The sequence below is a fragment of the Pseudoalteromonas shioyasakiensis genome (assembly GCF_019134595.1).
Taxonomy (GTDB): domain Bacteria; phylum Pseudomonadota; class Gammaproteobacteria; order Enterobacterales; family Alteromonadaceae; genus Pseudoalteromonas; species Pseudoalteromonas shioyasakiensis_A.
In genome coordinates this window covers 1,358,211-1,372,876 of the sequence record NZ_CP077770.1, presented here as the reverse complement: position 1 = coordinate 1,372,876, position 14,666 = coordinate 1,358,211, and the positions used below count along the sequence as shown (strand labels likewise).

The window sequence follows — 14,666 nt, the reverse complement described above, 5'->3', positions numbered from 1 at the left end:
CATAATAAGAAATTTCTGAGTTACATTAAGGGTCGTTAATTCTAAACTTCCAATTGAATATACAACCCATAGCTATTCATGAAGTATCGAAGCTGTTAGCTAGTTTCATTTACTCAAGGAGGAGTTATGGCACTTCATATTTTTAACTTTGATGGCACAGGTAACGAGCCAGAAGACGCCCTACAAATCGTCAAAAAAGGCAAAAAAGAAGACGATAATATTACCAACATTTTGAAGTTTCATTTTATGGCAGGTGGTAATCTTCATGATGATGAGAATAAAGGCCTATCAACACACAGTAATGTCGATAACTGCTTTTATTACCAAGGTGTTGGAACATATGGCAACTGGTGGTCTCGATTAATTAATCAGGGGATATCTCCTGAAAAAAAGACGTCGGAACAATTTTGATAAAAGCGATTAAGGACTTTAATCGAGTTTATCAAAAAGGCGATCAAGTTATTGTTACTGGTTTTTCAAGAGGAGCAGCCTTAGCCCGCCGTTTTTGCTCAAAAATTATTGAAGAATCACCCTTATTAAATAAACAAACAACACCTTTTATTTATTTAGCAGCATTTGATACCGTGGCTAGTATTGGTTTGCCTAACTTAAGTAAAGCAGAACGCCCTGACTATGATGTTGTTTTCGAAGATGGGCATACGATTTCAAAAATAATTAAACAAGCTACTCACCTCATCAGCTTAGATGATAAACGTAAAGCATTTCAACCAACACTAATGAACTATGAAGAAAGCAGAATCACTGAGTTATGGTTTGCAGGTGCACATAGTGATGTCGGTGGAGGTTATTATCGTGATGGCCTATCAGATTTAACGCTTTCTTATCTTATCAATTGGATTGCATACCAAGTTAAAATGTTTGACTTGCTAGATCCTGAATTAAAAATGCCTTCAGAGAAAGCGCTTCAAAAGGCGTTACCATTAAGGTTAAAAAACATGATTGGACTTGATGATCTCCAAAGAGAAGCTACTGCTCTCGGTAAAAATCATCAACAAGATCGCTGGCCAATTGTTGACTGGCTCACTCTTGAGGATCGCGTCTGTTGTGTAATAGATAAAGATAAGCTATCGAGTAAGCATAAACCAGTTATTCATAACTCAATTACCGAACGAATTGCATTCGACAAGGATTACCGCCCTAAGTCTTTAGCAAATGTCTCGCACAATGTATTTTTTGCCTTTAAAAATGGGCCAATAAACGGCTTCGGAGTTAAAGCTTACTGCAATAACCCAAGACCTGTATGGTTTGCATTGGAGGTTGGTGAATCAATTGAGATAGAAGTTGATTCTGCAAAACTATTTAACCACTCAGGTATTTTAGTAGAAACAGGTGAAGTCTATTTAATTACCACTCAAGCAGACGATGTATGGAGCGATGGCAGTATTAAATGCAATGCAGATGGTTGGAATACCGACACTGTCCAGCTTGGTTTAGTGGAACTAACAATCAAGCTTTCTCGCAGGTTAAAGCGAGTTAAATCAGCTGACTGGTTTACTTTATGCTGTTCTGTTGGACGAGATGATAATCAAGCAAAAGCAATAGGCTGCAATGGCGAGTTTAAAGCCAGTAAAGATGGTGAGCTTACTTTTTTTGCTAACGACATTAAGTCAAGAATGGCCAATAACGTTGGTTTTATAACTATTAACGTTAAAAGAATCCAGTGAGAGTTTTGACTATGCAAAGCTACATTAGAAAAATATTACAGCCAGAAAATTTGCCTAACTGGGTTAGTTTAATCGCCATAGTGGCTGTCTTATGGACGCTAAATAGCGAGCTTTCAAGGCAATCACTTGAAGAAACTAAATTAGTAATATTAAAACAGTTGAGCAACACTGCGACCCCAATGAAGCTTGAGCAAGTCATAACTGATGGATACTTGGCGGCAATCTCTGAATTAGTGGCGGATGGTTTAGTCCTCCAAACTTCACAAGGTTACGAAATTAGAAGATACGACCCTAGAATAAAAGATGATATTTCGATTGCTATCAGTTTAGTTTTTGGGGTTGATAATTACAGAGATACTGGCAAAGGGCTGATCCCCCTCGATTGCACACTTTTCAAGAATAGGCATGAAGATGTAATAAAAATCACCAAGTTACTGGAAAGACTTCGCGGTAATAGTGTTGACGAAAATTTTGAAGAATACATTTCTAGTCACAAAGATGTACTTTTCAAACAACTGTATCTAATGACTTACCATCGCAATACTGACTTACAAGCAATGCTAAATTGCTTTGACTTTTAGCATTACTGGGAACATGAATGAATAGAAGGAACACATTATGCCAACTATAGAAGATTTAACCGAAGCGCAATTTGTGAATCTCTTAGAAGAATATTACGCTCCACCAAAAGCACGAAACAAACTTACAGAAGCTGAAGTCAAAGACTTAGCAAGCAAATTGAATGATAAAGTAAATATTCCATTAATTAGCGAAACAAGGGAAGAAAAAATACTGATTAAAGTCATTTTAAGGGTTGATACATTTTTATATGACAACCTGCCAAATGAAATTTACGATTTAGTCAGAAGCTCAGAAAATGGCATTGAAGATGAAGAAGCCACACGACTGATTAATAGGTTATCTATTTTAGCAAACGAAAAAATAAATATTCCTTACATTCCCGAAGCTGCTGAATATGTAGCAATAAAGTTTGTAATTAGAGTCGTAATAAATGCTGCTAGAAAAAATTGGAATTTTGACAGAGCAAAAGCGGCTTCTAATAAAGATTTAATAATTGCATAAGGCAAAGTAAAATTGATGCATTGAAAATTGCGCAATAAAAAAGGCCGCTCTGAGAGCAGCCTTTTTCATATTTGGTGGAGCTGGGGGGATTTGAACCCCCGTCCGAAAAGCCTCGACCTTTGGTACTACATGCTTAGTATCGTCTTTTAGTTAACCTTATACAGCTCGGACGAACACGATCTGCAAAGGCGAGGCCGCTTAGTTTTAGCCCTTCAACCCCGGCCAGGGTTTCCGTAGCGAGTCCGTGTAGGGTGACACTTCAGAACCGGGTCCACAGACATACACCGGAGAAGTGCTAGCGGGCTATTATGCCGCTAGAGCGTAGTTATCGTCGTTTGCGATTACTTTAAATTGCGGCTTTTTTACGAGGCCAACCGCACCTCGACATGCACCTCGGGCGTCTTGAATTCCGTCGAATCCTAATCAGCCCCGATTTTGCCATAAGACATAAATCTTAGAATACTTTTCTATCGCCAGCAAAGCTAGTGATGTTGCGGATTGTAGCGGTATTGTATTGGTTTGACAACCTTTTTATCTTTGATTCGAATTTCTTTAGTGGGTTTAGAAGATTCTCACTAAAAACGATCTAGTCTACTTATGAAATTTCATCACATAAAAAAACAAATAACGAACCTGTACCTAAAAACAATTGTAAATATTTGAAATACAACAGTTTATTTGAAATTTAACTTGTATATAATCCAATTTCCAAATAAGGAAGAACTTAAAAAACAATTAAAAAATAAAAATGGAGATACCTAAACAATGAAAAAGCTAGCTATTGCAACTTTTGTGTCTGCAACATTAACAGCATGTGGCGGAGGGGGAAGCTCAGAGCCTGAAAATAAAAAACCCATTGTTAATAAAGCACCGACAGTCACACTTCAAAGTGAAGGAAGCTACTTAGAACAATCTATCGTATCAATAACAGCGGATGCTACAGACTCTGATGGTTCAATTACTAGCTATGCTTGGTCACAAACAGCTGGAGATGATTTAGCTTTAAGTGCCAAAAGTAGTGAGACCCTATCATTCACAGCACCTACCGTTACATCTAGCACAACTATGAGTTTTGAAGTGACTGTTACAGACAATGATGGGGCTACTGCAAAATCATCTGTAACCTTAACGATTGAACCTGTAAACGAATCTCCTTCTATTTCACTTAATTCTATTGCAGCTGTGAATGAGCAAACAGAAGTTAAATTGTCAGCTAATGCCAATGATGTTGATGGGGAAGTTACCTCAATGTTTTGGGAGCAATTATCAGGTTTGAATGTAGAGATAGATGACAATACGGCTTCAGAAATAACAATCATCACTCCAACAGTAACAGAGAAAGAAACCTTGACCTTTGCAGTCAGCGCAACTGACAACGAAGGAGCAATAACAACAGAAACCGTCTCTTTAGATGTTTTACCAGTTAATATTTCTCCAACATCTGCTGCTGGAGATGACGTCACTGTCAATCCCAATGTTCAAACAACACTATCTGGTTCAGATAGCTTCGACGAAGATGGAAGTATAGTAAGCTACTCTTGGAATCTCTTAACTGAATCTGATTTAACTCTAGAGAATTCAAATTCAGAGCTCTTATCTTTTACACCAAGCAGTGAACTAGAAGGTGAAACACTTGAGTTTGAGCTTACTGTTTCTGATGACGAAGGTGCATCTCACTCTGATACTGTAAATGTATACATTAATAAACACCCAATTGCTGTTGCTGCTGAATATCAAATCGTTGAAACAGGAGTTGAAGTATCACTCGATGCGACAGCAAGTATGGATGATGGACAAATTGTTGAATACAATTGGACGCAATCCGTAGGTTCAACTGTTGTGCTATCAAGTGCCAGCAATATAGCTCCAACCTTTACAGCTAACTTTAATGACGATGAAAAAATTACATTTGAACTAACTGTAACTGATGACATGGGTCTTACGAGTTCGGACTCAGTTGATATTGATGTTGTTAAAATTAATCATTTCGTAAATGACACAGGTGTAAAAGTTAGCGCGACGCAAACGGCTAATGATTCAGAGTGTGTGGTAACAGAAAATAAAGTACATGACTGTGAACAAGGCCGCGATGCAGATACTGAGTTATTAAAAATTGGGGCTGGTGATGCTGGATTTGATTATACTAAATTAGACTCAGATGGTAATGAGCTTAGCGCGAATCAAAGTAGCTGGACTTGTGTTAGAGATAACCATACAGGATTAGTGTGGGAAGTTAAAACTACAGATGGCGGCACTCAGCATAATATGGATACATATAGATGGGGCGGTAAAGGGGCTAAAGGATTTAACGACGATAGCAAGGAAGGAACATATTATGGAGACTGGGACGCTCTTGTCGATTTCGCGAATAACAATTCTTTATGTGGGAAAACAAATTGGAGCATACCATCTAATGAAGAGCTAAACCAACTTGTGCATAAAGGTAAAAGAAATACATATATCGATACAACATACTTTCCAAATACCGTTAATTGGCATTATTGGAGTGCTACCCCATCTGCTAGTGACAACACTGAGGCATGGTTAGTTGACTTTGGTTCTTCATATAAAGCAAATGATGCTAAGTTAGTGCGTACGACTTCAGGCCGTGTAAGACTCGTATCAGGCTCAAAAGTAAATAAAAACTCTTACACTAGTTCTACACACACAGATTCTAGGTATATCATTAGCCAAGATGGAAGTGTCACCGATTTAGATACAGGTCTTATGTGGACTCGTTGCGCCGTTGGTCAAAATTGGGATTTGGAGTCATTGTCATGTGAAGGCGAGATGACTGCTATTTACTGGCATGATTCATTAAATTCTGGAGTTGATTACACATATGCTGGCCATAGCAATTGGCGACTTCCGAATGTAAATGAATTAAAAACAATATTTGATCACTCTAAAACGAGACCATCAGTCAATACAACTGCATTCCCTGCTATTCCATATGACAGTAGCAATAACTTAAGTTTTTGGACTTCGACTCCTGATCTTACCTCTACGGCAATAAAGTCTCTGTCTATAAACTCTGATGGTGATATCAAATCAGACTTCAGATCATCTACAAAAAACTATGTGTTATTAGTCAGAAACCTTCATAACTAGCCATACCAAATAAAGGGGTCAGAATGGCCCCTTATATTTTCAACGCCCCGTAAATGATCAATTTAAGTAAATTAATTCACCTATCTAGCCTATTCATACTCAAGGTATTAATCGGGAAATTTTTGCTAAGTGCCTTTGAATGCTGAATTTTCAAGCAAGAAAAATCAGTTTTTATACATATTTTTACATTTAATGCATACATTATCTTAACATAGTACAAAAGTTGTGCTGAAATAGGAGACGTTGTTACCCTTCTTCAAAAATAACCTGTAGCAACACATAACTATAATAACAGGCAGTTTTTTACAGGGCTTTTCAGATGTCGATGTTTTCATTCGATGAACAAAGCGGCTATGTCTCTTTGTGTGAGCATCCTCGGGATGCGGGTTTTCCTACTACGAGTTCTCAATTAATTGAATTACTTGAGCAGTCTCCTTATGCCAGCTACGAATATATTGATGCCAATATAGGTAAGTTGTTCATCCCTAGCAGCCAATATCAAAACCAATCTTTAGTGGTTGCTAAAGCCGTTGATGCTCACCTTGAAGTTAAAGTTGACGCTAAAAACATGGTAGTTGAAGCAAACCTAACAACTGCCCGTGGCGGTAAAATTGTGAGCATGGATATAGCACAAGAGGTGCTTACAGAGGCAGGTGTTATTAAGGGCATTAGTATGCGGGCGCTTGATACCTTTTTAGGCCAGCAATTTAAACAACCACCCGGTGCACATTACAGCGCAATTGTTGCCCATGGCAGAATGCCCAAAGAAGGCACTGATGCTAAATTCGTGCGCTTATGCTCCACCGCACAAGACCGCGTTCTTAGCCCGCAAGCGACCTCCGGCGGTAAAGTCGACATGCGTAATTTAGGTGCCATTATTACCGTTAAACCCGGCACGCCATTAATGCAGCGAGTTCCTGCAACACCCGGTGAAGATGGCTTTACTGTGTTTGGTGATGTGATGCCTGCAAAACCTGGTAAAGATTTACCCCTTGAGCCATTTGAAGGAACGCGTATTGATCCTAATAATAGCGATATGTTGATTGCCGATGCTAAGGGCGTGCCCGTTGCCCTACCCCGCGGTATGCGCGTGGACGACGTATTGTGCTTTCATCATGTTGATGTAAGTACGGGCCATGTCGAATTTGATGGCAGTGTCATTATCAGCGGTGATGTAAAAGATGGTATGCGCGTCAAAGCCACGGGTGATATCACTGTATTAGGCTTTGTTGAATCAGCCACAATTGAAAGTAAAAGTGAAGTCACCGTGATGCTCGGGGCTGTTGGCAGAAAGCGTGAAAACGTCGAGAACTTTACCTGCAACATCACGGCTTCGCGTACTATCTCTGTTGGTTATGCTCAGTACTGCCATATAAAAACAGAGCAAGATTTATTCATTGAACGCCAAGCTTTACATTGTGATTTAAGTGCTCGCCGCCTTATTCGAGTCGGCAAAGCCAATAACCCGCGAGGCAAAATTATTGGTGGCAATATTTTAGATGCGATGCGAATTGAAACCGGTGAGCTTGGTGCGCCGTCAGGCACTAAAACACGCGTTTTTATAGCTCAGTACTGGCATGATTTACGCCAAAAGCAGCAGCAAATTAATGACTTTGAAAAGTTATTAGCTACAAAAGCCGCAGCTCTACAGCAAGCACGAAAAAAGGCCAGTAAAATACCCGATCCAGCCCAGCGTGCGCATTACATTAATAAGATCACCGCCAGCGAGCAGCAGATTAAAATTAAAACGGCCAATACCAAGAAAAAGAAACACTTAGTGAAAATTAAGATTGCGCGCTTATTAGCAACAAGCCGCTTAAAAGTGAATGAATTAATGCATCCTGGTGTGGAGCTGAAGATAGCGCAAGAGAGTAAACAGTTTTCACGTATTTACCCTCCTAACATGGTGCGTTTTTTTGAGGGCAAAATCACTCAGTCGTTTTAGCGGCTGAGTCTGGCTCTTCTTCTATCGCTTCAGTTTCAGGCAATGGCCAACCACCGAGTTGCTGCCAGCGATTAACGATTAAACAAAACAGTTCTGCTGTGCGCTCGGTATCATACAGTGCTGAGTGAGCTTGTTTATTATCAAACTCAATACCTGCCGCCCTACACGCTTTAGCTAATACTGTTTGACCTAGTGCAAGACCCGCCAATGATGTGGTATCAAAGCTAACAAATGGATGAAATGGCGTGCGCTTAATTTTACAACGCTCAATTGCGGCATTTAAAAAGCCGTGATCAAACGCTGCATTGTGTGCTACTACCACTGAACGCTGACAACCCGCTGCTTTTTGTGCCTTACGCACAACTTTACAGATTTCTTTAATCGCTTCTTCTTCAGGCACTGCACCACGCAGCGCAGAAAAAGGATCAATACCATTAAACTCAATGGCCGCTTGTTCAATATTAGCGCCTTCAAATGGCTCAACATGAAAATGCACAGTATGATCAATACTTAACACACCGTCGTCATCCATTTTCAGTACAGATGCAGCAATTTCTAATAACGCATCGGTGTCTTTGTTAAAACCTGCAGTTTCAACATCAATCACAACGGGAAAAAAGCCACGAAAGCGTTTTGCGAAAAGAGTTTGTTCAGTATTTTCCATAGTCTTCTTGGTTTGCCAGTGTAAGCTGGCTATTATGTCAAAAACCAAGGCTACTCTGCTAGAGTAAATAGTGTGAAATCGTAGATTCTTACTGAATTTTTAGGCACATTACTTGCTTTAAATTAATCAGCTGGCCCTGTGTTTATTGCGCTGATGCAATTAAACACAAAAATTGCCAATTATTTGGCATTGATGATTTGTTGGAGAATTACCGTGATGAAGCTTTCATTACTTCCTTTGAGCCTAGGTCTATTAACCTCAGTTGCAAGCATAAATGCGCATGCAGCCATGCGTGAGTATACCGCTAATGCTGATATGTCGAACTGGCAAATGGTTAAAACATCTCGCTTAGAATGCCAATTAAATCATGAAGTTCCTTACTATGGTGAAGCAATTTTCAGCACCACTGCTAGTAAAAATAAAAACGTAAACTTTAACCTTGATATGGTCGTACGCCCAGACAATTACAGTATTGCAGGCCTAAAAGCCGTACCACCTAGTTGGCGTGCTGGTATGCCTGCTCGCGACTTAGCGAATATGAAGCTATTACGTAAGTTTGACGGCGAGCTTGGCAACAAAACCGCTTGGGAAATGCTGACCGAACTTGAAAAAGGTTACCAACCGACATTTTATTACCAAGACTGGCAAAATAGTGCCGATAAAATTGCCGTTGGTTTATCGAGTGTAAACTTTAAGCAAGCATATTGGGCGTTTTTACAGTGCCGAGATGCAATGCTGCCATACAGCTTTGAAGATATTTCGTTCACAGTGATGAACTATGAGCCTAATACCAGCAAACTTACTAAATCATCACAAAAACGCTTAGATAAAATTGGCGAGTACTTAAAGTACGACACCAACATCGAGTCTATTTCAATATCATCTTACACCGACAGCTACGGTGGTCGCTGGAACAACCTCGAATTATCAAAAAAACGCGCTAAAGCAATTAAGGATTACATTGTTAGCTTAGGGATTGATGAAAGCAAAGTAGATACCGATGGTTACGGTGAAAAGCGCCACGTTGCCAGCAATGACAACATTTTAGACCGAAACAAAAACCGTCGTTTAGTCATTCAAATTGCAAAAATGTAGCCGCCGAAGCGGCTACTAGCCTTAACTCATTTCTACCGACTTCACGCCTTTAAAGCGCTTTAGCCACTTATCGCCAAACTGAAAAAATGCGAGGCTTATCATAATAATGATCGCGCCAACAATCAGTGCTTGGTCAATGGGCTCATCATTAAGCAAACCACCTAAAGCAATTGCAAAACTGGGTGTGATCAGGGTTGTTAATGCGACCGTGCTCGCGTTCAACTTTTGCAATACATGAAAATACGCTAGCGCACCAATTAATGAACCAAACACGCCTAAGTAAACAATTGAGTACAGTGATTTTGCACTCCACATCTGGCTATTAAGTTGGCCATCTACCAGCAACCAAGTAATAAAAAACAGTGGGGTTACAAAAACCAACGCGCCAAATGTGGTGGCCATTGGATGAATAGCAATTCTTACCCGTTTGATCATCACACCGCTCAAACTAAAAAAGCACACAGCCATAAATACATACAACAGACCACTAAGCTGCTCTACTCCCCCTTGAATATGCCGTTGGCTTACTAAAAATAAACCAATTAAAGCACAGCCAAGTGCGCCAAGCTTAATGGCGCTAAACTTAGGTTCGTTCAAGATCTTTTGCGCAAGTAAGCCCGATAAAATAGGCGCAAGTCCAAACATCAATGATATTAAGCCAGAAGGTACGGTTTTAGCGGCCATATAGCTTAATAACATGCCGCCAAAAATACCTATGCTCGAATAACCATAGAGGAATAAAGCTCGGCGATGCCAAGGCACTCGGATATTGGCAACAGCAACGACAAACGAAGCCAACACCAGCCCCACCAGCATGCGTAAAAACACAGCCAGGGTTGGTGCTACCGTTTCACTACTCCAGACAATACCCAGTGGTGTTGTTGACCAAATCACCACCATTAAAAAATATGAGGCTTTAACAGGCACAAGCTTATTCCTTTAAAAAGGCGAAAAAAGCGGAAGAGAATTTAAAAGGGAAATAACCAACCGCTTAGAACGCGGTTAGTAAAACTTACTTAATTAACCGCAGCACATAACAGACCACACGACTGACGAAGTCAGGCGCATACAATTGTTTGTTGGTCGTTGGTTTAGCTGCATCATGGTATTTAATTAAATAAGTTGAAGAAGCTTAAGAATCCGCCTAAATGGTGATTTTGTCAACACGTATACTCATGCTATTTGGCAAAAAGTTTTTTGCTGATTTCAACAGCCTGTTTGCACATGTAAATCATAGGTTACATTTAATTTCTTTGATTTATAACAAAACTATTTAAGTTTTGTTAAACAAGTTATATCTTGCTTGCCTCTCACGAAGTTTAAGGGGCAAAAAGTGCTTAAAAATAAAACAATAGGTAGCATGTTAATTGTTGCTGGCACCACCATAGGTGCAGGGATGCTGGCATTGCCTATCGCCTCCGCAGGGCTTGGTTTCACAACAGCGTTATCACTAATCTTTTTAACTTGGGTCTTAATGACCTACACAGCATTACTGATGCTAGAGCTGCATCAATATGCCGACAGAGATGCAACCCTCAATACGTTAGCTAAATCATGGTTGGGTAAACGTGGGCAATGGGTCGCTAACTTTTCAGTGATGTTTTTGTTTTACGCATTATGCGCTGCGTATATCGCAGGTGGCGGTGCGCAATTACAAGAAAAGCTCAACAATGGTTTATCGCTTTCTTTAGCACCGCAAGTTGGCTCAGTTATTCTGGCTATTGTGATTGGCACTGTGGTGACACTTGGTACCAGCAAAGTCGATAAGCTCAACCGCGTACTGTTCACAATCAAAGTGTGCGTACTAGCCAGCTTATTTTATATGCTGACGCCTTATGTACACGGCCAACACTTACTTGAAATGCCGATTGAACAAGGTCTGATTTTATCTGCAATCCCGGTGGTGTTTACCTCATTTGGTTTTCATGGCTCTATTCCGTCGATTGTGAAATACGTGGGTTTAGATATCAAAACACTTCGCAAAGTAATGGTGGCAGGTGCGGCACTGCCTTTAGTAATTTACATTTTTTGGCAGTTACTTAGCCAAGGCATGATGAGTCAAAGCGACTTACTTCAAAGCCAAGGATTACCAGGTTTTGTAAGCAGTGTTGCTAGCATTGCTCACAGCCCACATGTTGCCACCGCTGTGAACATTTTTGCTGATTTAGCGTTAGCCACGTCTTTCTTAGGCGTGAGTTTAGGTTTATTCGACTTTTTTGCCGATGCATTCAAAAAAGGTGATGGCAGTAAAGATCGAATCAAAACAGCCTTGATCACCTTTATTCCACCACTAGGCTTTGCGCTATTCTATCCACAAGGGTTTATTATGGCACTTGGCTACGCCGCCATTGCGCTGGTTATTTTAGCGGTGTTTTTACCGGTTGCTATGGTCTATAAGCAACGAAGCAGCAAACCTGATGCGGGTTACCAAGTTAAAGGCGGTAATATTGGTTTAGCACTCGCCGCCCTGTTTGGTGTGCTTATTATTAGTGCTCAAGGTTTACAAATGGCAGGGCTTATTCCAGCGATTGGTTAAACACCTCATCAAATAAAAAGCACCCGAGGGTGCTTTTTTTGTACCTGTGTTTAAGGTGTAATACCAATTCGCTTAATTAAGTAGTCTATTTTGAGGCAAGAAAACCTTGTTGATAACAAGGCAAAAATTTCGTTATTTAGTTGTTCTAAATGAGAAATTTTTAACGCAGGTAGCGACAGGTTTAATCCCTCAAAATGATTAAGTATTATTGCGGATTGGTATAATTAAAACACCATTGCTATACCACGGCCAGATGCTTCAGATGCCGCATCTAATTTACCGTCTTTATTGATGATCACATGCATATCACCAAAATGGCGTTCATCAAGTGTATAACCCATTTTCTCAAGCGCTTTAACAACCTTTGGTTCAAGACCAATGTGGTATCTAATCACATTTTTAGGCCATAACTGGTGATGAAAACGTGGGCTGTCTACCACTTGCTCTGCAGTCATATCAAATTCAACCGCATTTAAAATAGACTCATACACAGAGCTAATAATCGTAGTGCCACCCGGTGAGCCTGTTACCATTTTAACTTTGTTATCCTGAAGTAGAATGGTCGGCGTCATTGAGCTCAACATGCGTTTATGAGGTTGAATTTCGTTAGCTTTACCACCAATTGCACCAAATACATTCATCACACCTGGCTTGGCACTAAAGTCGTCCATTTCGTCATTTAAAATAAATCCTGCGCCCGATACAACCACACCACTACCAAAGCTTAAGTTGATGGTCGTGGTATTCGCAACGGCATTGCCCCACTTATCTAGAATAGAAAAATGCGTTGTTTGCTCACTTTCGTGTAAACCCGGTTTAATGTTCTCAGTTGTTGAAATAGCATCTGGACGAATTGTACTTGCACGATTGCTAAGGTAATCATCTGCAAGCAAGGCTATTTTTGGCACTTCATAAAAATCTGGGTCGCCTAAATATTCTGCTCTGTCGGCAAATACGCGTTTACCTACTTCAGCCAAAATATGAACGTAGGTGGTTGAGTTGTGCTCAAGCGTTCCTTTTGGCTTTGCTAAGTCGTACATTTTTAGCCACTGTAAAATAGCAATACCACCTGAACTTGGCGGTGGCGATGTGAGCACTTCGTAACCACGCCAGTTACCCTTAATTGGTGTACGCGACTTAGCTTGATACGCTTTTAAGTCTTGCTCAGTAATAATGCCGCCGTGTTGCTTCATAAATGACGCTATGATTTTCGCTGTCTCACCTTCGTAGAAACCTGCTTTACCTTGATCACGAATACGTTTCAGTGTGGCGGCAAGTTCCGGCTGCTTAAATACCTTATTTGCTTTGGCATCGGCAAAGTAATCAGCAAAGTTAATGTTTACCGACTTTTTGGCCATTCGTGCAATGTAACGCTCAACACTTGCAGCTAGCTTAGGATGCACAATAAAGCCCTGCTCTGCTAACTTAACTGCAGGCTCTACCAGAGTCTTCCACTCTAAGCTTCCGTGCTTTTGATGGGCAAGCCACATGCCAGCAACACTGCCCGGAACACCACTTGCGTGAATACCGTATACTGACATGTTATCAATAACATCGCCTTTATCATCAAGGTACATATCGCGATGAGCTGCAGCAGGGGCTGTTTCGCGGTAATCAATAAAATCACCTTTGCCATCTTTTTGGATCAGCATAAAGCCGCCACCACCAATGTTACCGGCTTCAGGTAAAGTAACCGCTAATACAAACTGTGCCGCAATTGCCGCATCAACGGCGTTGCCGCCTTGCTCTAAAATAGCCCGTGCCGTATCACTGCTGTAACTATCTGGCATCGCGACAGCCGCTTGCTTTGCAAAGCTTGACGGATGAAAGAATATCGCGGTAATGATCAACAGATGTGCCGCGTATTTGACTAAATTTGCCATGGTACTTCCTTATGCTTGATGTTATTTTGACCATTTAGACATGTGTAACCCTTAAGGTCAATTAGTTACGATTAACTTAGCTAAGCTGCTCTTTAGAACATGAATAAAGTACTGCAGGTAATTCACCTTGCTCATCTTTATGGGTATAGTTTTTTACAAACTTAAGCCCCAGTTTTTCCATCACCTTTATTGAGCCTAGATTTTCTTTAAGTGCTGTGGCACTTAGCGACTTTACTTCCTCTGGCTCGCTAACTACTTTGGCAATGGCAAGTGCGGCTTCTGACGCATAGCCCTTACCCCAGCTCATTTGTTTAAAGCGCCAACCAATTTCTAAATCACTAAAATCAGGCTGTTCAAAAAAGCCCATGGGTCTGACTAATACCCAACCGATAAATTCATTGCTCTCGATGATGTTTACTTGCCAAAGCCCCCAGCCTTTTTGCTCATTTCTATAGGCATTCAAGCGAGGAATGAATACCTCTTTAATGCTCTGCATACTGGACACTTTGCCACGAGTGAGATGTTTCATAACTTCAGGGTCGTTATCGAGCTCATAAAGTAGCTTGGCATCATTTTCGTCCATTAACCGAAAACTTAATCGTGCTGTTCTAGCTATATTCATTTTTTATTGCTTATACTGCTTAAGAGTTGATTAACCATTAGA

At 40.5% G+C, this 14,666-nt stretch carries 12 protein-coding genes and 1 other RNA gene; 8 read left to right on the top strand and 5 right to left on the bottom strand.

Annotated elements, in window-relative coordinates; all coding sequences use genetic code 11:
• Positions 1-126 precede the first annotated feature (126 nt).
• Genes KQP93_RS06400 through KQP93_RS06385 form a run of 4 tightly spaced genes read left to right on the top strand, consistent with a single transcriptional unit; the run spans position 127 to position 2,768 of the window.
• Entirely contained in the window at positions 127-411 is a 285-nt protein-coding gene (locus tag KQP93_RS06400; RefSeq protein WP_217876388.1) for a hypothetical protein, read from the top strand.
• On the top strand, positions 408-1,685 hold the full coding sequence (locus KQP93_RS06395; RefSeq protein ID WP_217876387.1) for a phospholipase effector Tle1 domain-containing protein: 1,278 nt from the start codon (positions 408-410) through the stop codon (positions 1,683-1,685). The genes KQP93_RS06400 and KQP93_RS06395 overlap by 4 nt, the downstream gene beginning before the upstream one ends.
• Positions 1,686-1,696: 11 nt before the next feature.
• Positions 1,697-2,266 carry a hypothetical protein gene (locus KQP93_RS06390; protein WP_217876386.1) on the top strand — a complete coding sequence of 190 codons (570 nt, stop codon included), beginning with the start codon at positions 1,697-1,699 and terminating at the stop codon, positions 2,264-2,266.
• Positions 2,267-2,303: 37 nt separating this feature from the next.
• A complete protein-coding gene (locus KQP93_RS06385) occupies positions 2,304-2,768 on the top strand; it encodes a hypothetical protein (RefSeq protein WP_175082107.1) in 465 nt (154 codons plus the stop codon).
• Positions 2,769-2,840: 72 nt separating this feature from the next.
• Here KQP93_RS06385 and ssrA read toward each other — a convergent pair.
• Positions 2,841-3,199, bottom strand: a transfer-messenger RNA (tmRNA) gene (gene ssrA / locus KQP93_RS06380).
• 334 nt (positions 3,200-3,533) lie between these two features.
• On the opposite strand from ssrA, the gene KQP93_RS06375 reads away from it, so the two are divergent.
• Both KQP93_RS06375 and KQP93_RS06370 read left to right on the top strand, forming a co-directional pair.
• Positions 3,534-5,879, top strand: a complete 2,346-nt coding sequence (locus KQP93_RS06375) for a DUF1566 domain-containing protein (protein WP_217876385.1) — start codon at positions 3,534-3,536, stop codon at positions 5,877-5,879.
• A gap of 319 nt (positions 5,880-6,198) precedes the next feature.
• Positions 6,199-7,824: a FapA family protein gene (locus tag KQP93_RS06370; RefSeq protein ID WP_217876384.1), complete on the top strand. Its 1,626-nt coding sequence runs from the start codon at positions 6,199-6,201 to the stop codon at positions 7,822-7,824.
• On the opposite strand, the gene rnt is transcribed toward KQP93_RS06370, so the two are convergent.
• The gene (gene rnt / locus KQP93_RS06365; protein WP_217876383.1) at positions 7,808-8,488 is read right to left on the bottom strand and encodes a ribonuclease T; all 681 of its coding nucleotides are present in this window, start codon (positions 8,486-8,488) and stop codon (positions 7,808-7,810) included. The two genes, KQP93_RS06370 and rnt, sit on opposite strands and share 17 nt — an antisense overlap.
• 216 nt (positions 8,489-8,704) lie before the next feature.
• Here rnt and KQP93_RS06360 point away from each other — a divergent pair, with 216 nt between their 5' ends.
• Positions 8,705-9,583: a flagellar protein MotY gene (locus tag KQP93_RS06360; RefSeq protein ID WP_217876750.1), complete on the top strand. Its 879-nt coding sequence runs from the start codon at positions 8,705-8,707 to the stop codon at positions 9,581-9,583.
• A gap of 21 nt (positions 9,584-9,604) precedes the next feature.
• Here KQP93_RS06360 and KQP93_RS06355 read toward each other — a convergent pair whose 3' ends face one another.
• A complete protein-coding gene (locus KQP93_RS06355) occupies positions 9,605-10,510 on the bottom strand; it encodes a DMT family transporter (protein WP_217876382.1) in 906 nt (301 codons plus the stop codon).
• A gap of 406 nt (positions 10,511-10,916) precedes the next feature.
• Here KQP93_RS06355 and KQP93_RS06350 point away from each other — a divergent pair, with 406 nt between their 5' ends.
• Complete coding sequence (locus KQP93_RS06350) at positions 10,917-12,119, top strand: aromatic amino acid transport family protein (protein ID WP_082873949.1); 1,203 nt, start codon at positions 10,917-10,919, stop codon at positions 12,117-12,119.
• Positions 12,120-12,343: 224 nt separating this feature from the next.
• Here the strand turns inward: KQP93_RS06350 and ggt are convergent, their stop codons facing one another.
• Together ggt and KQP93_RS06340 are read right to left on the bottom strand one after the other, a co-directional pair.
• Positions 12,344-14,002, bottom strand: a complete 1,659-nt coding sequence (ggt, locus tag KQP93_RS06345) for a gamma-glutamyltransferase (RefSeq protein ID WP_217876381.1) — start codon at positions 14,000-14,002, stop codon at positions 12,344-12,346.
• 76 nt (positions 14,003-14,078) lie between these two features.
• Entirely contained in the window at positions 14,079-14,624 is a 546-nt protein-coding gene (locus tag KQP93_RS06340) for a GNAT family N-acetyltransferase (RefSeq protein WP_217876380.1), read from the bottom strand.
• Positions 14,625-14,666 lie beyond the last annotated feature (42 nt).